Here is a 22,514-nt window from a genome sequence, read left to right on the forward strand (position 1 = left end):
ACCGCCGGGGCTACGCCCTGCCCATTTAAGTAAAGCCTCCCCTTACCGGGATGGGGCCTAAGGCTCGACGTCGCCCCCCCGGGCGGCGGGGGCCCCGAACCCCTGCGGGTGGTGGGTTCCGTCGTTCGACGGAACCCACCACCTTCGTCTTGTCCGGCCATGCCCCACAGCAGGCGGATCCATCCCGGGTATCGGGCGCTCTCCACGTCGTAGAGCTGCAGATCGAGCGGGACCCCGCCGCGACTTCATGTTCCGCGCCGATCAGCGTGCGGCATCGACCTCGAGGCCCCAGCGCACCGCGGTGGTGGCGGCGACGGTTCGGTTGGGCGCGTTCAGTTTCCGCAGGATGCGTTCGATATGGGTGGCGATGGTGGAGGGTTCGACGCCGAGGTCGGCGGCGATCCGGGCATTGGATCCGCCCGCCGGGAGCAGCGCGAGGACCTCGAGTTCGCGCAGGGTGAGCGCGTGCGGCGGGTCGATCCGGCGGTAGGCGACCCGGGTGCCGCCGGAGCGGGCCGGGCGCATCCGGGTCCGGTAGACCTCCCCGCCGGCGAGCAGGAGATGGTCACGCGGACAACCGGATTCGGCCACCAACCGCGCGAGCTGGAATCCGGCGGTACCGGCCGCGAACAACCTCGGTGTGGCGAACTCCGTCACCGCGTGCACGGCATCCCCGGGGCCGACGAGCACGACCGATTCCCCGGGATCGACCGCGGTCTCGGGGCTGCGGCACGGATCGAGCGCCGCGCCGACCACGTCGGCGAGCAGGGCGAGCGCGGTCATCGACGACCGCGAGAACGGCACGCCCGCAGTGCCACTCATGTTCAGCATGCCCAGGTAGCGGCCGTCCGCGCCGAACAGCGGCTGGGTGAGACCCTGCCGGTAGCCGAGCGGCACGATGACCCGTTCGAACACCGGGCCGGAGCGGGCCGTGGCCGGAACCTCGGCGAGTTCCAGCGGTACCCGCTCGTCGCGGAGCCGGGTGAACATCGGATGCGTGTGCAGGCAGGTGTCGATGACCTCGAGCGCGCTCGACGGATACCCGACGCTGGCCGCGGTGTGATGCACTCCGGCGACCGGATCGAACCGTGTCAGCGCCGCGTGCTCGAAGGCGACGACCCGCGACAATTCGAACAACACCCGGCCCAGACCCGGCCGGTCCGGTGTCGCCGCCGCGATCGACGTCCGGACCCGCAGGGCGACGGCCGGGTCCAGACCCTCATCAGATGCGGCAACCATCCGGCCAGTATGACGCCGGTCACGATTCCCGCTGCCGCGGGACGGTGTGCAGACAGCACCCGGACCGCTGAACCGCGTCCGTCGATCGACGGACGCCGCACCCGGCGCGGCGACCTACGTTCTGGCGCACCAGCACACAGCACCGGGAGGTTTCCGATGGATATCGCCGACTACGCGGCACACGACGCGACGGGTCTAGCCACCCTCATGCGGCAGGGACAGGCCGGGGCCGCCGAGGTCCAGGCTGCGGCAGCGGCCGCGATCGCCCAGGTCGATCCCCAGCTCGGGGCGGTCGTGGGCGAGGTGTTCGAGCGGCCGCTGGACTACGACCCGTCCGGTCCGTTCGCCGGCGTGCCGTTCGCGATCAAGGATCTGATCATCCACGCGGCGGGCGTGCCGCAGCGCAATGGCAGCCGGCTGTTCGGTGACGGTGTGGCGCACCCGCACGACACCGCGCTGATGACCCGCTTCCGGCGCGCGGGCCTGGCCACCATGGCGGTGACCACCTCCCCCGAGCTCGGTTTCAACGCCACCACCGAGGCCCGCGCCTACGGTGCGCCCACCCGGAATCCGTGGGATCCGGCGCGCAGCGCGGGCGGATCCAGCGGTGGCGCAGCCGCATTGGTGGCTGCCGGGGCGCTGCCGGTCGCGCATGCCAATGACGGCGGCGGATCCATCCGTATCCCGGCGGCGGTGTGCGGACTGGTCGGGCTGAAGCCGAGTCGCGGACGGGTCTCCGCCGCACCCGATTACGCCGATCCGCTGCTGGGTATGGGTGTGGAGTTCGCGGTCACCCGGACGGTGCGGGACTGCGCGGGCCTGCTCGATGCCGTACACGGCAGCGAACCCGGGGACAAGTACCTGTTCCCCTCCGAGCCGGCCGACTTCCGCACGCTCATCACCCGGCCCGCGCCCGTACTGCGCATCGCCGTGACCGCCGACCTGTCGCAGGCCGATCCGGACTGCGCGCGGGCGGTCGCGGACGTCGCCCGCGAGCTGGCCGACATGGGGCATCAGGTCGAACTGGCCGATCCCGCTGTCGATTACGAGGCGTTCCACCGCGCCAACCTCGACGCCTGGTGCAGTTTCCTCGCCGACGCCGTCACCAACGCCGCGGCCGCGCTGGGCGTCACGCCGGGTGCCGATCACCTCGAAGCCACCACCCGCGCCTGTGTCGCCTACGGCGCCACCCGCACCGCGGCCGATCTGTACGCGGTCGAGTCGACCTTCAATACGGCTCGCCGCGCGGTGGCCCGGCTGCTCACCGACTACGACCTGTACCTCACCCCCACCACCGCGCGCCCGGCGCTGCCGCTGGGCCACCTCGATGCCGACGATCCGGCGCTGACCGCATCCGAGTGGTATCGCAAGATCTTCGAATTCGGTTCGTACACCGCACTGTTCAATGCAACGGGCAACCCGGCGATCTCGCTGCCGCTGGGCCGATCGGCGTCGAACCTTCCGGTCGGTGTGCAGTTCGTCGCCGGCTACGGCCGGGAGGCCACCCTGCTCGCGATCGCCGCCGACCTGGAGCGCCGACTCCCCTGGCACCGGCAGCGCCCCGGGATCTACGCGCACTGATCCTCCGCCGAAAACCCTGCGACGGCACGGCGGTGGGTTTGCGAGGATGGCGCGGTGACCGCGACCGCTCCCCCGATCTTCCACGGCGACTTCGAAGCCCACCTCACCGTGCGCGCGACCGATGCCGGACGCCTCGAACGGTACGCCGCCGCACACGGATTGAAGTTCGTGCACATCGTGCTGGAGCGCGGCCGCGTCATCGACCAGCCGATGCTCACCGTCCACGCCGCGGGATCGCTTCCCGCGGTTGCGGATTCGGTAGCGGCACTCACCGCGCGGCTCGATGCTGCGGGATTCGAGGTGGTCCGCACCAAGATCGAGGCGACACCCTGGACGACAGGCGTGCCCGCCACCGATGACGCAGCCGTCGCACTGGGTGCCGGCTACTACTTCGAGCACCACATCAAACTGCTGCTCACACCCGGCACCGAGGTGCGCCCACTCGCCCGCCTCGCCACCGCCCACACCGCACACCTGTCCGCCAATGCCCGCCGCACCCGCCCCGACGGCCGCACCGAGCGGTTCGTCACCCAACGCTGCCGCCTGGTCGGCGACGCCACCGCCACCGCCCGCCACACCGCCCTGCTGACCGCGCTGCAGGCGAACAACTACGAAGTACTCTCCGCCGAACGTGAATTCGTCGTCCTCGACACCGACGAGTCGATCGACGCCGGCTGGATCGCCGAGGGAGGGAATCGGCCATGACAACCACCCCGTGGACCGCGCTGGGGCCCGGCCCGTGGAAACCCACCGCCGTGGTCCCGGCCCAGCCGCCGTCCCGAGCGGACCGGGAACTGCGCGACCTGCCCGGCACGCTGCTGCCGGTCGCCGGTGACGGCGTCCTGCAGCGGCCGGTCTTCGATCCCGCCATGGCGGAGCATCGTATGGGAATGCGTTTGAGCGAACCGCACTTCGACGATGCGGACCTGGCCGCGGCCTGGTTCGCCGCCCGCCGCGACGCCCTCGATACCGTCCTGGCGGCCATCGCCGCTTCTCCCTGGAACGACCACCTGGTATTGCGCGGTAGCGTCCTGCTCGGCGCCTGGTTCGGCGACCTGGCCCGCGAGCCCGGCGACGTGGATTTCATTGTGCTGCCTGCCGAGTGGGAGTTCCACAGCGACCTCACCGACAGCATGCTCGCCGATATCGCCGCCCGGGTGGCCGCGGCCGCCGAGACCTCCGAGTCGATCCGTCTCCACGCCGGCGAGGCCCTCGATGCCGACATCTGGACCTACGACCGGGTCCCCGGTCGCCGCCTGGTCGTGCCCTGGACCGCCCTCGATACCAGGATCCCCGCCGGCACAGTGCAATTGGACTTCGTGTTCAACGAACACCTGCCCGAACCGCCGCGCTGGACCGAGATCCCTCGCCTCGGCCGCCCCGGCCCGGCCGCCGCCATGCTCGCGGCCGGCCCGGAACTGTCGCTGGCGTGGAAACTGCTGTGGCTCACCGACGACCGCTTCCCCGAGGGCAAGGACCTCTACGACGCCGTCCTGCTCGCCGAGCACTGCGCGCCGACGCCGGAACTGCTCCGCGCGGTCACCCCGGACACCCGGTTCATCCAGCTGCGGCAGATCGCCATCGACGCCGACTGGGCCGAGTTCGCGAAGGACCGCCCGGACCTGGCGGACCAGCAGGAGGCCTTCGCCCGGCGGCTGACCGAAGCCCTCGCGCCGGCCTTTCCCCCAGGGGAGGTCGGTGAGCAGCGCTGACAGGGATTGCCCCTCACCCCGGTCGAGACCGGATCCGGTCTCGACCGGCCGACGCCAGGTGCGGGTCGGGCCTACCTGATGCAGGCCCGGCGGACCGGTAGACCGCGGTCCTCGAACGCGGCCAGCATGGCCTGGCCGCGACGCGCGCCCTCCGAGGAGGACGTGCGCGACAGCGCGGGCACGTAGGTCGCCGCGCCCACAATGGATTCCGCGACCAGGCCCCAGAAGCGGCGGACGCCCAGACCCGCGCAGCGCGCCATCGCCTCCTGGACCAGGGACAGGGCCGGCAGGCAGCGGTGGGCGAGCCAGACGTAGAGCGCCGGCTCACAGGGCAGGGCCACGACGCCGTCCTCGCCGGTGAGGAGGTCGCCGTCGATCACGCGGATCGTGGTGTCGGACAGGCCCGCCCAGTCGATGCCGCCGTCGTTGTCGGTGTGGATCCACAGGTTCTCCAGGCCCGGATCCCAGGCTCGGCCCTCGGACACCACCATGGCCATCACCCGTCCGATCACCGCATGGATGAGCGCCGTGGCCACTACCTCGGCCGCGATGTCGGCATTGCTCATCTCGGCCGCGTGCCGCCGGTACATCATCTCGATCCGGCCCTCGCGGATGCCGTCGGCGAGCCGCCACCAGCGGCGTTTGCCCTGGTCGGCCATGGCGGCGACGGCGTAGACGCGCGGGTGTTCGGGTTGCAGGGCGCGCAGGCGGGAACAGGCCGTCCCGAAGGCGAGCCTGGAATCGCGCGGCGGGCACACGGTTACGGGTTCGAGCATCGAACCTCCTCATTCATCGACTATTCGGCCAATGCATGGACAACGAGCACGGGAAGATAGGTTAGGCTTACCAGACTTATCGAAGCAATGAACGCGTCAGGAGTAGTTCGTCACCGTGCCCGCCGTAGTCACCACCAGACGGCGACGTCTGTCCGGACTTCTCGTTCTCGCCGCCCTGCTGCTGTGTGCCATCGCGGCCAGCATTGCCCTCGGCTCCCGGAATCTGAGTCTCGGAACCGTGTACGACGCGCTCATTTGCCCTGGTGGACTGCCACTCTCGTGTCCCGCGGACAGCTCGGCCGCCCAGATCGTGCGCGAATTACGCCTTCCGCGAACAGGACTCGCCCTGGCCGCCGGACTCGCGCTCGGCATGGCCGGAACCCTGATCCAGGGCTACACCCGAAATCCGCTGGCGGACGCCGGATTACTCGGCATCAATGCGGGCGCGGCCTTCCTGGCCGCGCTGAGCATCCACCTGCTCGCCCTCACCACGCCCGCGCAGTACATCTGGTTCGCCTTCGCGGGCGCGCTGCTCGCGGGCCTGGTGGTGTTCGGCGTCTCCTCGCTCGGGGGCGGCCGGGCGAGCCCGCTCAGCCTGGTCCTCGCCGGCGCCGCCGTCACCGCGTTCCTGCAGGCCATGACCAATATCGTTGTCCTGCTGGACGGCACGGCCCTCAACACCTACCGCTACTGGGTGGTCGGCGACGTGGCCGGGCACGACGCTTCCACCTTCGGTCAGGTCCTGCCGTTCCTCGCGCTGGGCGCGATCCTCGCCCTGGCCTCCGCCCCCGCCCTCAACCTGCTCGGCCTCGGCGATGATGTCGCCCGTGGTCTCGGCGTGAATGTCACCCGCAGCCGGGCGCTCGGCCTGGCCGCGATCGTCCTCCTGGCGGGCGCGGCCACCGCCGCCGTCGGACCGATCGCCTTCCTCGGCCTGATCGTCCCCCACCTGGCGCGCGCCCTCACCGGCCCCGATTACCGCTGGCTACTCCCCTTTTCAGGCCTGCTCGGCGCTCTGGTCCTGCTCCTGGCCGACACCGCCGGCCGCCTCATCGCGCGCCCGGGCGAACTCCAGGCCGGCGTCACTCTCGCCGCCCTGGGAGCACCGTTCTTCATCCTTCTGGTCCGCCGCCGAAAGCTGGTGAGCCTGTGACTCTTCCGACACCTCCCAACGCCACCCGCAGTGCAGTGAGCCCCAGCCACCCCACGGCAAACACCCGCGGAAACACCGCGCCAACTTCCGTCGACACGGTGCGCACTGTTCGACCTGCGGTGCGAGTGGGTCGAATATCGGCGGTGTTGCGAATCGGCGCGGCGCTCACCGTGGTTGCGCTGGCGGCGATTCTGTTCGGGTTGTTCGCGCTGGATATCGCGGTGGGCGAGTTCCGGATTCCGCTCGGGCGAGTGCTGGATGTGCTGGGCGGCGGAGGGACTCGCGCGCAGCGATTCGTGATCATGGATTCGCGGCTGCCCAGGGCGCTGACCGCGATCGTGGTCGGAGCGGCGCTGGGATCGGCGGGCGCGGTGACGCAGTCGATTCTGCACAATCCGCTGGCCAGCCCGGATCTACTGGGCATCACCTCCGGCGCGAGCTGCGGTGCGGTCGCGGTGCTGGTCGGGATGGGTGGCGTCGGGACGGGTACCGCCGCGGCGCTGGGAGTTTCGGCGGCGGCACTGGCCGGCGGGCTGCTCACCGCCGTGCTGATCTACCTGCTGGCCTGGGGCCGGACCACGACCGGGGACAGCGGGGTCATGGGATTCCGGTTGGTGCTCATCGGGATCGGCGTGAACGCGGCGCTGCTGTCGGTGGTGAGCTGGCTACTGACGCGGGCCACGCTGGCCGATGCCGCACATGCCCAGCAGTGGCTCACCGGGTCGCTGAACGCGGCGGACTGGTCGACCCTCGTGCCCGCCGCGATCGGCCTGGGCGTCGCGCTGCTCGTCACGGCCGGGTCGGCGCGGACGCTGGCCGCGCTGCGGTTCGGCACCGACACCACGCGCATTCTCGGCGTCCGCATCCAGACCCGGCAGGCGATTCTCATTGCCGCCGCGGTCGGTTGCGCCGCGCTGGCGACCGCGGCGGTGGGCCCGCTCGGGTTCGTCGGGCTGGCTGCACCGCAGATCGCGCGGCGGCTGCTGCGGACCCCCGGGGAACCGGTCATCGCCTCGGCGCTGGTCGGAGCCATCGCGGTGGTCGGGGCGGACCTGCTCGCGCGCACCGTCTTTCCCGTCTCGCTGCCGGTCGGCGTGGTGACCGCGGCCGTCGGCGGACCGTTCCTGCTCTACCTGCTCGTTCGCACCAACCGGAAGGCGACCCTGTGACTCTCGCGGCGGAAAGCATCACCCTCGGCTACGGCGAGCGGGTCATCGTCGACGGGCTCTCGGTGCAGATCGAGCCCGGGCTGATCACCACGGTCATCGGCCCCAACGGCTGCGGCAAGTCGACGCTGCTGCGCTCCCTGGGCCGGTTGCTGCGGCCCCGGTCGGGCCGAGTCCTGCTGGACGGCAAGGCCATCTCCACCCTGAAGACCAAGGACATCGCGCGGATTGTCGGCATGCTGCCCCAGACGCCGGTCGCGCCCGAGGGCCTGACCGTCGCGGATCTGGTTGCTCGCGGCCGGCATCCGCATCAGTCCTGGCTGCGGCAGTGGTCGGCCGACGACGAGGCCGAGGTGACCGCCGCCCTGGAACAGACCGGTATCGCGGAGCTGGCGGGCCGCACCCTCGACGAGCTCTCCGGCGGCCAGCGCCAGCGCGCCTGGATCTCCATGGCCCTGGCCCAGGGCACCGACATCCTGCTGCTCGACGAGCCGACCACCTACCTCGACCTCGCCCATTCCCTCGAGGTCCTCGACCTCGTCGACCGCCTGCACGACGACCTCGGCCGCACCGTGGTCATGGTCCTGCACGATCTGAATCTGGCCATCCGCTACAGCGACCGCCTCATAGTCATGCACGCCGGCCGCATCGTCGCCCAGGGCGTCCCCGCCGACATCATCGACGCCGAGCTGCTGCGCGAGGTTTTCGGCCTGCGCGCCGAGGTGCTCGAGGACCCGGTGTCGGGGCGGCCGATGATCGTGCCCATCGGCGCGCGGCACGTGCGCGACTCCCGATCCGGAGACATGCCGGCGGATGCCGGGGTATGAGCAATACCACACCAGCAACTCGCCGGTTACGACGGGCTGTAGTACGCATTCCTGTCGTTGTCTCCGTAAACTTGTGGGATGGCAGGTCTTGGTGAACTCGAGAAAGCGGTCATGGACCAGTTGTGGTCGGCCGACGAACCGCAAACGGTCCGGCAGGTCCATGAAGCCCTCGCTGAGCGTCGTGAACTCGCGTACACCACGGTGATGACCGTTCTGCAGCGCTTGGCGAAGAAGAATCTGGTGGTCCAGCAGCGCGACGACCGTGCGCACCGCTACGCGCCGGTGCACACGCGCGACGAACTCGTCGCCAGCCTCATGTTCGACGCACTGCAGCAGGCGGACGAAGTCGGCAGTCGCCGCGCCGCGCTGGTGCACTTCGTCGAACAGGTCGGCGCGGACGAGGCTGCCGCTTTGCGCGACGCACTCGCTAAGCTCGAAGCCACCGAGGTGGCGCGCAAGGACAAACCCGAGTCCAAATAGCCGTAGCCTCGGCCCGAGCCCCACAACGCAGTGAGCTGAGGACATGGACTGGACAGCGCCGGTTTTCGCCGGTCTCGCCCTGTTATTGGCGGGACCGGTGCCAACGCTGCTCAGCCGGGCCACCTGGCCCTATCGCAGCCCCCGTGCGGCGCTGGTGCTGTGGCAGGCGATTGCGCTGGCCGCGGTGCTGAGCGCCTTCGGTTCCGGACTCGCCATCGCCTCCCGGCTCCTCGTCCCGGGCGGCGACGGCCGTCCGACCACCACGCCCAGCAAGGAGATCGACGCCCTCGGTCTGCCGCTGTGGCTGGCCCTGGTCCTGGTGTTCGCGCTCACCCTGCTGGTCGGCGCGCGGTTGATCTGGTCGGTGATCCGGGTCGGCATCCACACCCGCCGTCGCCGCGCCCGCCACCGCATGCTGGTCGACCTGCTGGATCAGTCGGGTGTGCATCGGAAATCGGCCGACATCCGGGTACTGGCCGCCACCGAACCGATCGCCTACTGCCTGCCCGGCCTGCGCCGGCGGGTGGTCCTCAGCCAGGGCACCGTCACCAACCTGTCCGACGAGGAACTCACCGCCATCGTCAGCCACGAGCGCTCCCACCTGCGCGCCCGCCACGATCTGGTGCTCGAGGCCTTCACCGCCGCGCACGAGGCGTTCCCCCGTGTGGTCCGTTCCAAATCCGCGCTGGACTCGGTGAAGCTGCTCATCGAACTGCTCGCCGACGACTCCGCGGTCAAGGTCACCGGTCCCACTCCCCTGGCGCGCGCCCTGGTGGCCTGCTCCAATTCCCCGGCCCCGCAGGGCGCCATGGCCGTCGGCGGCCCCACCACCCTGATCCGCATCCAGCGCCTGGCCGGTCCGATCGGCGATCTCCGCATCGCCGTCGCCGCCTACCTCGCCGCCGCCGCGATCCTGGTCGTCCCGACCCTCGCCGTCGCGATCCCCTGGCTGGTCGAGCTCAGCCGCCTGGTCAGCCGTGCCTGATCCCCACCACCTACCTGCTCCCGAATCCGACTCGGGCGCGGCGCAATCCGCCATGCCCGCCGCCGATTCCGGTGCGGGCGAGAGCCTTTCGCCACCGCCCGCGAGCAGCGGCAACCCCGCACCCACTCCGTCTTCGACACCCACTTCAGCCCTGGAGGAAACCATCGCCACCGACTCGTCACCCGCAGCCGAGGCTTCGCCGACCGACCGAGCGGCCGAAGCCCGCCGCCGGACCGGCGCCCGCGAGAGCGGGCAGGACCAGCGCGACCCGGCTGGGACCACGAGCCCGGTGAACGACCATGCGGGGGCCGGTTCCGGAGGCGGCGAGGTGCGATTTGCGGATCTGGGACTGCCGCCCGTACTGATCCAGGCGCTGCGTCGGGGCGGGATCGATAAGCCGTTTCCCATTCAGGCGGCGGTGATTCCGGACATTCTGGATGGACGGGACGTGCTGGGCCGGGCGGCGACGGGGTCGGGGAAGACCCTGGCATTCGGGCTGCCGATGCTGGTGCGGCTGTTCGGTGCGCCGAGTGCGCCGCGGCGGCCGCGGGGGCTGATTCTGGCCCCGACGCGGGAGCTGGCGATTCAGATCGAGAGCGCGTTGGACGAGCCCGCGCTGTCACTGGGGTTGCGGCTGGCCACGGCGGTCGGCGGGTTGCCGATCAAGAAGCAGGAGGAGCGGCTCGCGCGCGGGGTGGACGTCGTCATCGCGACGCCGGGGCGGTTGACCGATCTGCTCGGGCGGAAAGCGGTGCAGCTGGGCGACATTCGGGTCGTCACGGTCGACGAAGCCGACCACATGGCCGAGCTGGGCTTCCTGCCGCAGCTGACGGCGCTGCTCAACAAGGTGCCGGGCGACGCGCAGCAGCTGCTGTTCTCGGCGACCCTCGACGAGACGGTCGACGGACTCGTGCGGAAGTACCTGCGGGAACCGGCGACCCATGCGATCGGCGCCCTTCCGGCCGCGACGTCGGCGGGGCCGGTGGAAACCGGTGCGGCAAACGCGGATTCGGGCAGCGAGCTCGGAAGCGTCGCGGCCGGACCTGATATCGCGCACTACGCACTGCATGTCCGGCGGTCCGACAAGCGGGCGGTGGTCAGCGAGATCGCCGCGCGGCAGGGCCGGACGCTGCTGTTCGTGCGCACCCAGCACGGTGCCGACAAGCTGGCGCGCAAGCTGCGCGAGATCGGGATCGGCGCGGTAGCTCTACACGGCGGGAAGGCGCAGAACCAGCGCAATCGCATGCTCGCGGCATTCGCGGACGGGACCGCGCCCGTGCTGGTCGCCACCGATGTGGCCGCCCGCGGGCTGCACATCGACGATGTCTCGCTGGTCGTGCACGTGGATCCGCCCGCGGATCCCAAGGACTATCTGCACCGGACCGGGCGGACCGCGCGGGCGGGCGCGTCGGGCACGGTCGTCACCATCGTCACCCCGGACGATCGGGAGGAGGCCACGCGACTGGCGGAGCGGGCCTCGGTGACGCTCACCGACGTGGAGGTGCGGCCGGGTGATCGGCGGCTGCTCGAGATCACGGGCGCGCGCCGGCCGAGCGGCCGTCCGGTGCCGGATCCCTCGGCGCCGCCGGCGCCCGCGGCGGAGGCTCCGCGCGAGCAGCCGCGCTTCCGGCAGCGGCCGAAGGGCGAGAGCCGGCCGCACAACAAGAAGCGCAAGCCGGGCGCGGCCCGACGTTCGTCCCGCTGACGCCAACACGTTTGGACGTTCCTACGACACGCGCGCGAAATCGAGCGGGTTTTCCGGCAAATCGGACGAGATTGAGATAACTCCGAGCTCAAAAGTGGTCGTAGCAATCTTTTAGCAAACGGCAATTGGGTGGCTCGGCACGGGAGCGGACAGCCTCCGTGTCATTCCCTGCTGGGAATCGCGAACTCGCAGCCGGCCGGTGAACCATTTGGGCCATGAGCGAACGAAAGAACCTGCGCTACACCGTCATCGAAGCCACGAACGAGGGTGGTTCGACGTTCACCGACGCCGAAATCCCCTTGGCAGAGCGAACTCCGGCGATCGGAGTGCCCGCGATGGCGGTCAGCGGCATGCCCTCGACCGCGGGTGTGTCCTACCTGCGCAGCGCGGGCTTCGACAGTGAGCCGCATCCGGCCCCGGCCCGGCAGTGGGTGGTCATGCTACGCGGCGTGATCGAGGTGACCACCTCCGACGGTGAGCGCCGGCGGTTCGCACCGGGTGATCTGGTGCTGGCCGCCGACACCGCGGGACGCGGTCACACGACCGTCGCGGTGGGCGAACCGCCCTTCGAGGCGCTGTTCATCCCCACCGCGTCCTGAGCTACCGCTCAGAGCAGGTCGGCATTGCCGTCGATGGTCTTCAGCTTGTATTCGAAACGGTCGATGCGCCAGCCCTTTTCGGTCCGCTGCAGGCCGAGGACATAGCTGCCGACGAACCAGCGGGTGGTGCCGCCGGTGGCGTCGTTCTTCACGTGCACGGCGATGGCGTCGGCGTGGGCCAGCGCGGTGTCGCCGGTGATCTCGACGAGGTGATTGCCGGCCTGGTGGTGGACGGCGTCGAGGGCGCCCAGGCCGGTGGCCCAGGCATCGGCGATGTCGGCGCCGGGCCGCGGGCCGGCGGGTCCGCCGAAGCCGTTGTCGAAGAACACCTCCTCCGCGAGCACCGACTCGCGCAGGTCGGCCCAGCGGGCCTGGTCGCAGTAGACGAAGAGTTTGGTGATGGTGTCGCTGACATCCAGTCGATCGGCGAGCGCCGCAAGATCGGTCACGGACGCCAACATAGGAGACCCCGCTGGCACCCGCCTGGTATTTTCCCCGCCCGATCGCACCGCGAACTCTCAGCATTCAGCTACCATGGTCCAACGTGCAGTTTCTTCCCGGGCAGACTCCGCCCTACGACCTGACCTACGACGACGTCTTCCTCGTCCCCCGCCGGACGGATGTGGCGTCCCGGTTCGATGTCGATCTCTCCACCACCGATGGGAGCGGCACGACCATTCCCCTCGTGGTCGCCAATATGACAGCCGTCGCCGGCCGCCGCATGGCCGAGACCGTCGCCCGCCGGGGCGGCATCGTGGTATTGCCGCAGGATCTTCCGATCCCCGCGGCCGCCGCCACCATCGCCTTCGTCAAGAGCCGCTCGCTCACCGCCGACACCCCCGTGGTGCTCGATCCCGACCAGTCGGTGTCCGACGCGCTGGCCCTCATCCACAAGCGCGCCCACGGCGCGGTCGTGGTGGTCGACAACGGCAAGCCGGTCGGTGTGGTCACCGAGGCCGCCTGCGCCGACGTGGACCGCTTCGCCCGCCTGAGCGTGGTCGCCGACGCCAATTTCGTCAGCGCCCCGGCCGACTCCTCGCCGCGCGACGTCTTCGATCTGCTCGAGGCCGAGCACGCCCACCTGGCCGTGCTGGTCCATGCCGACGGCACCCTCGCGGGCGTGATGACCCGGACCGGCGCCATCCGCACCGGCATCTACACCCCGGCCACCGACGCCAATGGCCGGCTGCGCATCGCGGCCGCCGTCGGCATCAACGGCGACATCCCGGCCAAGGCCAAGGCCCTGGTCGACGCGGGCGCCGACGTCCTGGTCATGGACACCGCGCACGGCCACCAGCAGAAGATGCTGGAGGCGCTGGCCTCGGTGGCCGCGCTGGATCTGGGCGTGCCGCTGGTCGCGGGCAATGTGGTCTCCGCCGACGGCACCCGCGATCTGATCGCGGCCGGCGCGGACATCATCAAGGTCGGCGTGGGCCCCGGCGCCATGTGCACCACCCGCATGATGACCGGCGTGGGCCGCCCGCAGTTCTCGGCGGTGGCCGAATGTGCCGCGGCAGCCCAGGAATTCGGCAAGCACGTGTGGGCCGACGGTGGCGTGCGCCACCCGCGCGACGTGGCCCTGGCCCTCGCGGCCGGTGCGGCCAACGTGATGATCGGCTCCTGGTTCGCGGGCACCTACGAGTCGCCCGGCGACCTGCGCGTCGACCGCGACGGCAACCGGTACAAGGAGTCCTTCGGCATGGCCTCCAAGCGTGCCGTGGCCGCCCGCACCGCTACCGACTCGGCGTTCGACCGGGCCCGCAAGGCGCTGTTCGAGGAGGGCATCTCCTCCTCGCGCATGCGCCTGGATCCCGAGCGCCCGGGCGTGGAGGACCTGATCGACCACATCACCTCCGGTGTGCGCAGCTCGTGCACCTACGCCGGCGCCCGCACCATCGGCGAGTTCCACGAGCGCGCCATGCTGGGCGTGCAGTCGGCCGCCGGTTTCGCCGAGGGCCGGCCGCTGCCCTCCGGTTGGTGATCACCACCGGCTAGTACTGCACATCCCGAACCCGGCGGGTCCCTCTCGGATCCGCCGGTTTTCGCGTGCGCGGGGCCCGGCCCTGCGGCGATGCGGGGCCGCCGCCGGATGTGATACGGCACCGCTGTGCGGAAACCGTGGAAGCCGCCCGGTAGCATGGCCTGACCGGACCCAAGAAATGGGTATCCGTGGCGTATCTCCGCCAGCAACCCCTGCGAAAGGAACAAGTTGTCACCCGCGTCCAAGGGCGCTTCACAGGAGGGCTCCTCTACCGAGCCGGGTGACGAACCCGGCTTCCCCGCAATACCGGCTTCGGAAACGGCCAGGTGGTGCTGACCGTGTCGGTCCTGCTCACCGTTCTCAGTCTGCTCGGATTCATCGCTCTGACCGCCGGCACGGCACTGTTCGTCGCCGCCGAATTCTCGCTCACCGCCCTGGAACGCTCCACCGTGGAGGCGCACGCCCGCGACGGCGACCGCCGGGCCCGGCAGGTGCGGCAGGCGCATCGCACACTCTCGTTCCAGTTGTCGGGCGCCCAGCTGGGCATCACCATCACCACGCTGATCACCGGTTATATCGCCGAGCCCGTGCTGGCGCGGCTGCTGGAGCCGATGTTCCGCTCGTTCGGGGTGAGCGCCGGTACCGCGCAGGGCATTTCGCTGGCGCTGGCACTGCTCATCGCGACCTCGCTGTCCATGATCTACGGCGAGCTGGTGCCCAAGAACATCGCCATCGCCAACCCGCTGTCCATGGCACGGCTGACCGCGGGGCCGATGATCGCGTTCTCCACCGTGTTCAAGTGGATGATCAATTTCCTGAACGGGGCCGCCAACTGGGCGGTGCGCCGACTGGGCGTGGAGCCCGCGGAGGAACTCCGTTCGGCGCGCTCGCCGCAGGAATTGGGTTCGCTGGTGCGGACTTCGGCGCTGCACGGGGTACTGGATCAGCGCACCGCGCAGGTGGTGGATCGCTCGCTGCAGTTCGGTGAGCGCACCGCGGAGGAGCTGATGACGCCGCGGATGACGATCGAATCCCTCGATCGGGATTGCACTCTCGCCGATCTGGTCGACGCCGCCCGCGAGACCGGTTACTCCCGGTTCCCGGTCATCGACGGCGACCTGGACAACACCCTGGGCTTCGTGCACGTGAAGCAGACCTTCGTGCATCCGGCCAAGGATCGCCGCAGCATCAAGCTGAAGACGATCGCCCAGCCGGTGCCGATCGTGCCCGCCAGCCTCGATGGTGACGAGGTGCTCGAGCGGGTGCGCCGGGACGGTATGCAGGTGGCGCTGGTGGTCGACGAGTACGGCGGCACCGCCGGCATCGTCACCATGGAGGACCTGATCGAGGAGATCCTCGGCGACGTGCGCGACGAGCACGACGAGGAGGAACTCGATGTGCGCCGCACCCCGAACGGCTGGAACTGCTCGGGCCTGCTGCGCATCGACGAGGTCTCCCGCACCACCGGTTACGACGCGCCCGAGGGTGAGTACGAGACCATCGGCGGCCTGGTGCTGACCCGGCTGGGCCGGATCCCCGAGACCGGCGACGAGGTGCTGCTGCCGCAGCCCGGCAACCATCAGCTGGAGCAGCCGCACACCAAGGGCGGCTGGATCGCCCGGGTGGAGCGGATGGACGGCCGGCGCATCGACCGCGTCCTGATCCGGCCCGTCGACGCCGAGGCCCTCGCGATCTGGGAGCACAGCCATGGGTGACCTGTACGCCGTCCTGCTGACGCTGGTGCTGCTGCTGGGCAACGCGTTCTTCGTGGGCGCGGAGTTCGCGCTCATCTCCGCGCGCCGCGACCGGCTGGAAGCGCTTGCCGCGCAGGGCAAGCGGAGCGCCAACACGGTGATCAAGGCGGGTCAGAACCTGTCGATGATGCTGGCGGCCGCGCAGCTGGGCATCACCATCTGCTCGATCCTGCTGGGTCGCGTGGGTGAGCCGGCGGTGGCGCATCTGCTGGAGAAGCCGTTCGATCTGGTGGGCGTGCCGGATTCGCTGCTGCATCCGATCTCGTTCGCGCTGGCACTGACCATCGTGGTGATCCTGCACATTCTGCTGGGCGAGATGATTCCGAAGAACATCGCGCTCGCGGGTCCGGAACGGTCGGCGCTGCTGCTGGTTCCGCTGCATCTGATGTGGCTGCGGCTGGCGAAGCCGTTGATCGCGATCTACAACTTCGCGGCCAATATCACCCTGCGCGCCCTGCGGATCGAGCGGAAGGACGAGCTGGATTCCACGGTGTCGTCGGTGGAGCTGGCCGAGATGTTCGGCGAGTCCCGTTCGGAGGGTCTGCTGGACGAGGAGGAGCATCGCCGCCTCACCCAGGCGCTGGGCTCGAGCGACCGGATCGTCGCCGATGTGATGGTGACGCTGGCCAAGACCCGCTCGGTGCCGCTGCGCGGGGACGGGACCACGCTGGGCGATATCGAATCCGCCGTCGCCGAAACGGGATTCTCCCGGTACCCGGTGCGTGCGGACGACGGTTCCCTGGTCGGCTACCTGCACGTCAAGGACGTGCTCGATCTGACCGCCGACGACAGTGCGGGCCCGGGCACCCCCATCCCCCGCACCGATATCCGCCCGCTGCCCACCGTCAGCATGGGCACCACCCTGTTCGAGGCGCTGGCCCGCCTGCGCCGCACCAACTCGCATCTGGGCCGCGTGGTCGACAGCCGCGGCAATACGGTCGGCATCGTGGCCCTGGAAGATCTGGTGGAGGAGTTCGTCGGCACGGTCCGTGACGCCACCCACCGCCTCGCCGAATGATGAACGCGCGCACCGATTCCACTGTGTCGTCCGGACCCGAATGGCTGTCCGGCCCCGCTTGGCGGGGCCGGGCGGCCGCCCACCGCGACCGCGTCGACGCCCTGGTCGGCCCGTATCTCGAACGCCGGGCGGCCGGTTCGAAGCACCCGGTGATCGATTTCCTGTTCACCTACTACGGCCACAAGCCCGCCCAGCTCCGACGCTGGCACCCTGGCTTCGGCGTCGTCCTCGCCGACGCCGGCGACTACGCGGGTTCCCGCGGCTACCGCCAGATCTCGGCCCCTCCCGCCGACGCTGTCTCCTCCCTCGGCTGGACCGCCGACCCGGCCTTCCTCGAAAAGCGCCGCGACACCCTCGAATTCGTCGCCCGCCTCCTCTCGGCGACCGCCACCCGCCCAGCCCAGCTCTCCTGCTTCGGCCTCCACGAGTGGGCCATGGTCTACCGCACCGACGACGTCCGCCACCAGCAGGTCCCCCTCCGCCTGGGCTCCGAAGGCACCGACGCCGTAGTCGACTCCATGCAGCTGCGCTGCACCCACTTCGACGCCTTCCGCTTCTTCACCCCCGAAGCGGCCCCCCGCAATATCGAACCCCTCACCCGCGAGCTGCAAATAGACCGCGAACAACCCGGCTGCCTCCACGCCAACATGGACATCTACAAGTGGGGCTTCAAACTCACCCCCCTGATCTCCTCCGACCTCCTTTTCGACGCCTTCGAATTGGCATGCGCCGCCCGCGAACTCGACATGAAGGCCAGCCCCTACGACCTCCTCTCCTACGGCTACACCCCCATCCGCATCGAAACCCCCACCGGCCGAGCCGAATACGTCCGCGCCCAAGCCGACATCGCCACCCGCGCGGAAGTCCTCCGCACCCGCCTCCTCGACGCCTGCCGAGAGTTGCTGGCCACCAGCAGCTAGCCACCTCGACGGGCAAGGCTGGACATGCCCGGTTCCGCTGTTCGCCTGTTGAGGACAGCAGTAGAGATGCAGAACCCCCGGAATGCCTCATCGAGGCCGAAGTTACCAATGGTGTCAGCAGTTGCGTATCAAGCAATTTCGGTGCGAAGCGCGTGAACTCTGAACCGGCTCGATGCTCCTCGCATCTGGGCCTTCGTCCAGGGAATCCGGCAGTTCGGCAACTGCTGAGGACGCCCCAGTGACCGCCACTCGGTGATCGGGCGGATCTCTCTACTCGGTGACGGGGTGGATCTTGAGGGTGCAGGTGTAGACGGCGGTGTCGATTACGCGGGTGTCGGTTGAGTTGGGGGCGGTCACTTCGGTTTTGACGACTTTGGGGTCGGGTTTGTTGTAGGGGCCGCAGGAGGTGCCCTCGGCGATGGCGTGGGCGGGGTGGCCGGACTTGACCACCACGGTGGGTGGAGTGTCGGTGCCGGCGGGGAGGCCGCCGATGTAGCCGTTGGGGGTGCGTTCGGCGTGGATGACGGTGCCGGTGTCGGTGATTTCGTCCAGGCCGGGGTAGCCGGTGAGGGTGCAGGCCTGGGACGGGTTGGCGATGGCGAAGGTGAGGGTTATGCCGTTGTGGCTCATGGCGGCGCCCATGCTCTTCGCGCTGACGTCGACCTGGCCGGAGGCGCAGGCGGGGATGGGGGTGTCGGTGGGTTGCGCGGCCGTGGAGGCGGGAGTGCCGGTGGCCGGGCCGCCGCCGGGATTGCCGCCGCCCTGGTTGCCACCGGACGGGGTACCGCCCGTGGTGAGCGCGGAGGTGGTCGCCGCGGGGGACGGGGTGGAGGACGGGGAGCTCGAGCAGCCGGTGGCGGCTGCGAGCACGGCGCACGCCAGTAGTGCTGTGAATCCTGTTGTGCGCATGAGTCACCTGTCCCCTTCGATCATCGGATGTTTCCGAAATCGACGAGCCGACCGGGTCTGTTACGCACTGCAGCAAGGGATTTGGCCTGGCTCCCGGGACGATAGGCCCGACTGACCGATGGTGTCACAGACACTTATTTGTGACTCGCCCTACCGGACAGTCAGTTTATACGTTAGCGTTCCGAGACGTAATGGTGACCACATTGCATAGCTGTCTGTGCCACCGGTCACGATACGGACATTTCGGAAGAAGACGGGGGTAACCGCAATGATGCGGTTCACGGGCGTGCGCCGGTCCAAGCCGGCGGCGGTGCTGGCGGTGACGCTGCTGGGGGCGGCCCTGCTGCCGATGCAGGGTGCGACGGCGGATCTGCAGTCCGACATCGCGAATCAGGTGCAACAGTTCCTGGATGTCGGACGCACCTCGGTGCCGCGGGCGGACTGCGGGGACGATGCGCTGCCGGAAACCGGTCTGCAGGGCGATGTTCCGGCCGAGGATCGCAACAGCGGGCGCAGCACGCTGGGGTATCGGTGCAATCTGTCGTTCGTCGGCGGCTATGTGGGCAGGGGCGCGGGGATCACCTCGGCGACCTACGACCACTGCTCCTACACCGGGTCGATGTTCCCGGGCAATATTCTCGGACCCGCGCAGGGCGTGCAGGTGCTGGATGTGTCGGATCCGGCGGACCCGGTGGTGACCGGAAGCCTCACCGAGCCCGCCATGCTCGCCGGAACGTGGGAATCGCTCAAGGTCAATGCCGAGCGAAAGCTGCTGGTGGGCACCGGCGTTCCGGTCGGCGAGGGCGCCGGGTTCCTGTCGGTCTACGACATCTCCGACTGCGCGCACCCGCGACTGCTCAATACCGGTGCGGGCACGAATCTGCTGATGCCACTGCCGATCACGACCCACGAGGGCGGGTTCTCCCCGGACGGCCGGACCTACTGGGCCTCGGGCATCGCGCCCGGTTTCGTCAGCGCGGTCGACCTGACCGACCCGGCGAATCCACGCGTGATCTGGCAGGGCCTCACCGGCATCGAGGCGCACGGCTTCGGGATCAGCCCGGACGGCAACCGCATGTACCTGTCCGCACTGGCCGGTTTCACCGTGCTGGACATCAGCGCGGTACAGCGCCGGGATCCGAACCCGCAGGTCAACCATCTGGGACGGGTGTTCTGGACCGATGGCTGGGCGACGCAGCACAGCATTCCGGTCACCTATGACGGCAAGCCGTACCTGTTCACCGTGGACGAGGGCGGCGCGGGCGGGGTGAAGCTCATCGATATCTCCGACGAGACCAACCCGACGGTCGCGGCCAAGATCAAGCTGGAGATCAACCTGCCCGAGCATCAGGATTCCATGCTGGCCTCGGCCATGGGCGGCTCGGTGTTCTCCTACGACGCCCACTACTGCGCCGCCGATCGGCCCGAGAATCCGACCGCGCTGGCCTGCGGCTGGGAGGAATCCGGCATCCGGGTGTTCGATGTGCGGGATCCGTTCCACGCCAAGGAGATCGCGTACTTCAATCCGCCCGCCCGCAAGGGCCGGAACCTGGAGCTGTGGAACTCCCCGCACGCCCTGGCCTCGCTCATCGGCGTCCCGGTGATGGAGTTCCCGTCGGCGGCGCGGGCGGTGCTGGAGGGCAAGTTCGATCCGAACAAGGCGCTCTCGTCGCGGTCCGGCATGGTCGCCTTCGGTGACCTGTCCACCGACTGGTGCTTCTCCCCGCCGGAGTGGCACGGCAACCAGTTGTGGGCCACCTGCAATGACAACGGCTTCATGGTGTTGCAGCTCGCCGACGACGTGTACACCCCGCCCGCCGACCAGCAGTCCGTGGTGGGATCGTGACGGCTCGCCCGGGCGCTCGGGTCCGGCCGGTGGCGATCACAACGCTCGCCCTCGCCCTGCTGGCGGCCGGGATGCTGCTGCGCCCACTGCTGATTCCCGAGAGCCGTTCCGCGCCACCGGTGCTCAGCCGGGTCGAGATCGGCTTCAGCCAGGACATGACCGCCCATCACGAGCAGGCGCTGATCATGGTGCAGCGCTTGGATTCCGGGGTCGATCCCACCGTGCGCCGGCTGGCCCAGCAGATCGCCGATGCCCAGCGCATGGAGATCGGCACCATGCTCGGCTGGCTGCGCCTGGCCAACGCCTCCCCGGACTCCACCCATCCGATGGCGTGGATGACGGCGGATGCGGCTGCCGCGCACAACCATTCGATGCCGACCATGACCAGTACGAACGGCACCTCCATGCCCGGCATGGCCACCGAGGCCGAACTCGACTCGCTGGCCGCCGCCCGCGGCAAGGCCGCCGAGGTCCTCTTCTTGCAGCTCATGCTGCGCCACCACCGCGGCGGCGTGGCCATGGCGCAGGCGGCCGATCGGCTGCTCGCGTCGGGTCCGGTGAAGGAGGCCGCGCGGGGCATGATCACGGCCCAGTCGCAGGAATCGGGGCTGATGACGATCATGCTCGCGCAGCGCGACGCCCAGCCCCTGTCCTGAGGTGCGGAAACCGAGGTGTGGCCTGTCGCCCACGGCCGCAACGGTTTTGGAGTCTTCACGGCTCGACTGGCGGAATCGGACGCTGTCGCGGGACGCCCGTGTCTCCGTCACTCGATGTGCTGTACTGGCGGCATGATCGAATCTGGTGGCCTGACCGAGGCGGTCGACGCGGTGGTCGAACGGTCGTTGCTCGGCGGCCCGCGCCGGTACACCCGCGCGCAGGTGGCCGAGCTGTCCGGTGTGCCCGCCGACCGGGCCCGCAAGCTCTGGGTGGCGCTGGGCTTTCCGGCCGCGGCCAGCGACGACGAGGTGGCGTTCACCGACAACGATGTCGCCGCGATTCGCGCCTTCACCAGCCTGGACCAGGCTTCGATCGCGGACGAGCAGAATCAGATCGCCGCCGCCCGGACGCTGGGTCAGGCGATGGCACGGCTCGCCGAATGGCAGGCGGATCTGATCACCCGCGAGATCGGCGGCCGGATCGCGGCGGGCGCCGGGCGGCCCGAGGCGGGCCGGGAGGCCACCGAACAGGCTATCGCGGTCCTCGCCGAATTGCAGGACTACGCCTGGCAACGGCACATGGCCGCAGCGCTGACCCGTTCGCTCGCCTCCGGCGGAGCCACCCGCCACCTGCTGGTCGGCTTTGCCGATATGGTCGGCTACACCCGCCTGTCCCGCCACCTCGACCCCGACGAGCTGACCGAACTGCTGGAGACCTTCGAGTCCGCGACCACCGAGGTGATCACCGCGCACGGCGGCTGGGTGATCAAGAATGTCGGCGACGAGGTGATGTTCGCCGCCGAGGACGCCCGCGCCGGCGCCCGCATCGGGCTGGACCTCAATACGGCGATCACCCGTGCGGCCCAGACGATTCCGGAGATGCCCCAGATCCGGGTGGGCCTGGCCTACGGACCCGTTCTGACCCGCTTCGGCGACCTCTACGGCACGGTCGTCAATGTGGCCGCCCGGCTCACCGGTGTGGCCCGCCCCGGCACGGTCCTGGTCGACGACGGCGCGGCAGCCGAACTCGACGGCGACGATGAGCTGACGATCCGCCGTCTGCGCAGCGTGCGGGTCAAGGGCTTCTCCCGCTTGCGTTCCCACCTGGTCCGCGAGCGCAAGCGCCGCTAGCCCGACCGCTCCGCCGCAGCCGGCCGGGCCCGGTGATCCCCGCCCGAACCTCGGCTGTTCCGGCCGATGCCCGGCC

21 protein-coding genes are annotated in these 22,514 nt (G+C 69.8%); 17 read left to right on the top strand and 4 right to left on the bottom strand.

Annotated features, from left to right (window positions below):
* Nucleotides 1-261 precede the first annotated feature (261 nt).
* Nucleotides 262-1,239 (bottom strand): LuxR C-terminal-related transcriptional regulator, encoded by a 978-nt coding sequence (locus ACFXHE_RS23375; RefSeq protein ID WP_379386167.1) that lies wholly within the window; start codon nt 1,237-1,239, stop codon nt 262-264.
* A 156-nt stretch (nt 1,240-1,395) separates the two neighbouring features.
* On the opposite strand from ACFXHE_RS23375, the gene ACFXHE_RS23380 reads away from it, so the two are divergent.
* The 3 genes from ACFXHE_RS23380 to ACFXHE_RS23390 are packed head-to-tail and all read left to right on the top strand — an operon-like array spanning nt 1,396 to nt 4,532.
* A complete protein-coding gene (locus tag ACFXHE_RS23380) occupies nt 1,396-2,820 on the top strand; it encodes an amidase (RefSeq protein ID WP_379386168.1) in 1,425 nt (474 codons plus the stop codon).
* A gap of 54 nt (nt 2,821-2,874) precedes the next feature.
* Entirely contained in the window at nt 2,875-3,525 is a 651-nt protein-coding gene (locus tag ACFXHE_RS23385; RefSeq protein ID WP_379386170.1) for a hypothetical protein, read from the top strand.
* Entirely contained in the window at nt 3,522-4,532 is a 1,011-nt protein-coding gene (locus ACFXHE_RS23390; protein WP_379386172.1) for a nucleotidyl transferase AbiEii/AbiGii toxin family protein, read from the top strand. The genes ACFXHE_RS23385 and ACFXHE_RS23390 overlap by 4 nt, the downstream gene beginning before the upstream one ends.
* A 71-nt stretch (nt 4,533-4,603) precedes the next feature.
* On the opposite strand, the gene ACFXHE_RS23395 is transcribed toward ACFXHE_RS23390, so the two are convergent.
* Nucleotides 4,604-5,308, bottom strand: a complete 705-nt coding sequence (locus ACFXHE_RS23395) for a hypothetical protein (protein ID WP_379386173.1) — start codon at nt 5,306-5,308, stop codon at nt 4,604-4,606.
* 115 nt (nt 5,309-5,423) lie between these two features.
* Here ACFXHE_RS23395 and ACFXHE_RS23400 point away from each other — a divergent pair, with 115 nt between their 5' ends.
* The 7 genes from ACFXHE_RS23400 (at nt 5,424) to ACFXHE_RS23430 (ending at nt 12,223) form a co-directional block, all read left to right on the top strand.
* Complete coding sequence (locus ACFXHE_RS23400) at nt 5,424-6,461, top strand: FecCD family ABC transporter permease (protein WP_379386175.1); 1,038 nt, start codon at nt 5,424-5,426, stop codon at nt 6,459-6,461.
* Nucleotides 6,462-6,604: 143 nt separating this feature from the next.
* A complete protein-coding gene (locus ACFXHE_RS23405) occupies nt 6,605-7,630 on the top strand; it encodes a FecCD family ABC transporter permease (RefSeq protein ID WP_379386177.1) in 1,026 nt (341 codons plus the stop codon).
* Nucleotides 7,627-8,454, top strand: a complete 828-nt coding sequence (locus tag ACFXHE_RS23410) for an ABC transporter ATP-binding protein (protein WP_379386179.1) — start codon at nt 7,627-7,629, stop codon at nt 8,452-8,454. The genes ACFXHE_RS23405 and ACFXHE_RS23410 overlap by 4 nt, the downstream gene beginning before the upstream one ends.
* A gap of 78 nt (nt 8,455-8,532) precedes the next feature.
* On the top strand, nt 8,533-8,934 hold the full coding sequence (locus ACFXHE_RS23415; protein ID WP_369636422.1) for a BlaI/MecI/CopY family transcriptional regulator: 402 nt from the start codon (nt 8,533-8,535) through the stop codon (nt 8,932-8,934).
* A gap of 43 nt (nt 8,935-8,977) precedes the next feature.
* Nucleotides 8,978-9,919 (top strand): M48 family metalloprotease, encoded by a 942-nt coding sequence (locus tag ACFXHE_RS23420; RefSeq protein ID WP_354831820.1) that lies wholly within the window; start codon nt 8,978-8,980, stop codon nt 9,917-9,919.
* Nucleotides 9,912-11,624: a DEAD/DEAH box helicase gene (locus ACFXHE_RS23425; RefSeq protein WP_379386182.1), complete on the top strand. Its 1,713-nt coding sequence runs from the start codon at nt 9,912-9,914 to the stop codon at nt 11,622-11,624. Before ACFXHE_RS23420 ends, ACFXHE_RS23425 begins: the two co-directional genes overlap by 8 nt.
* 215 nt (nt 11,625-11,839) lie before the next feature.
* Nucleotides 11,840-12,223, top strand: a complete 384-nt coding sequence (locus ACFXHE_RS23430) for a hypothetical protein (protein WP_379386184.1) — start codon at nt 11,840-11,842, stop codon at nt 12,221-12,223.
* A gap of 8 nt (nt 12,224-12,231) precedes the next feature.
* Here the strand turns inward: ACFXHE_RS23430 and ACFXHE_RS23435 are convergent, their stop codons facing one another.
* Nucleotides 12,232-12,672 carry a nuclear transport factor 2 family protein gene (locus ACFXHE_RS23435; RefSeq protein WP_379386186.1) on the bottom strand — a complete coding sequence of 147 codons (441 nt, stop codon included), beginning with the start codon at nt 12,670-12,672 and terminating at the stop codon, nt 12,232-12,234.
* Nucleotides 12,673-12,767: 95 nt separating this feature from the next.
* On the opposite strand from ACFXHE_RS23435, the gene ACFXHE_RS23440 reads away from it, so the two are divergent.
* From ACFXHE_RS23440 to ACFXHE_RS23455, 4 genes are all read left to right on the top strand, one after another.
* Nucleotides 12,768-14,204 (top strand): GuaB1 family IMP dehydrogenase-related protein, encoded by a 1,437-nt coding sequence (locus tag ACFXHE_RS23440; RefSeq protein ID WP_379386187.1) that lies wholly within the window; start codon nt 12,768-12,770, stop codon nt 14,202-14,204.
* A gap of 338 nt (nt 14,205-14,542) precedes the next feature.
* Entirely contained in the window at nt 14,543-15,919 is a 1,377-nt protein-coding gene (locus tag ACFXHE_RS23445) for a hemolysin family protein (protein WP_379386414.1), read from the top strand.
* Complete coding sequence (locus tag ACFXHE_RS23450; protein WP_379386189.1) at nt 15,912-16,976, top strand: hemolysin family protein; 1,065 nt, start codon at nt 15,912-15,914, stop codon at nt 16,974-16,976. Before ACFXHE_RS23445 ends, ACFXHE_RS23450 begins: the two co-directional genes overlap by 8 nt.
* Nucleotides 16,976-17,896, top strand: coding sequence for a 3-methyladenine DNA glycosylase (locus ACFXHE_RS23455; protein WP_379386416.1), 921 nt, complete (start codon nt 16,976-16,978; stop codon nt 17,894-17,896). The genes ACFXHE_RS23450 and ACFXHE_RS23455 overlap by 1 nt, the downstream gene beginning before the upstream one ends.
* A gap of 270 nt (nt 17,897-18,166) precedes the next feature.
* Here ACFXHE_RS23455 and ACFXHE_RS23460 read toward each other — a convergent pair whose 3' ends face one another.
* Nucleotides 18,167-18,805 carry a DUF4232 domain-containing protein gene (locus ACFXHE_RS23460; RefSeq protein WP_379386190.1) on the bottom strand — a complete coding sequence of 213 codons (639 nt, stop codon included), beginning with the start codon at nt 18,803-18,805 and terminating at the stop codon, nt 18,167-18,169.
* A gap of 268 nt (nt 18,806-19,073) precedes the next feature.
* Here ACFXHE_RS23460 and ACFXHE_RS23465 point away from each other — a divergent pair, with 268 nt between their 5' ends.
* The 3 genes from ACFXHE_RS23465 (at nt 19,074) to ACFXHE_RS23475 (ending at nt 22,438) form a co-directional block, all read left to right on the top strand.
* Entirely contained in the window at nt 19,074-20,651 is a 1,578-nt protein-coding gene (locus ACFXHE_RS23465; RefSeq protein ID WP_379386192.1) for an LVIVD repeat-containing protein, read from the top strand.
* Nucleotides 20,652-20,722: 71 nt separating this feature from the next.
* Complete coding sequence (locus tag ACFXHE_RS23470) at nt 20,723-21,307, top strand: DUF305 domain-containing protein (RefSeq protein WP_379386418.1); 585 nt, start codon at nt 20,723-20,725, stop codon at nt 21,305-21,307.
* 132 nt (nt 21,308-21,439) lie between these two features.
* Nucleotides 21,440-22,438: an adenylate/guanylate cyclase domain-containing protein gene (locus tag ACFXHE_RS23475; protein WP_379386194.1), complete on the top strand. Its 999-nt coding sequence runs from the start codon at nt 21,440-21,442 to the stop codon at nt 22,436-22,438.
* Nucleotides 22,439-22,514: the final 76 nt, after the last annotated feature.

This window comes from Nocardia sp. NPDC059229 (assembly GCF_042754165.1).
In the GTDB taxonomy this organism is placed as follows: domain Bacteria; phylum Actinomycetota; class Actinomycetes; order Mycobacteriales; family Mycobacteriaceae; genus Nocardia.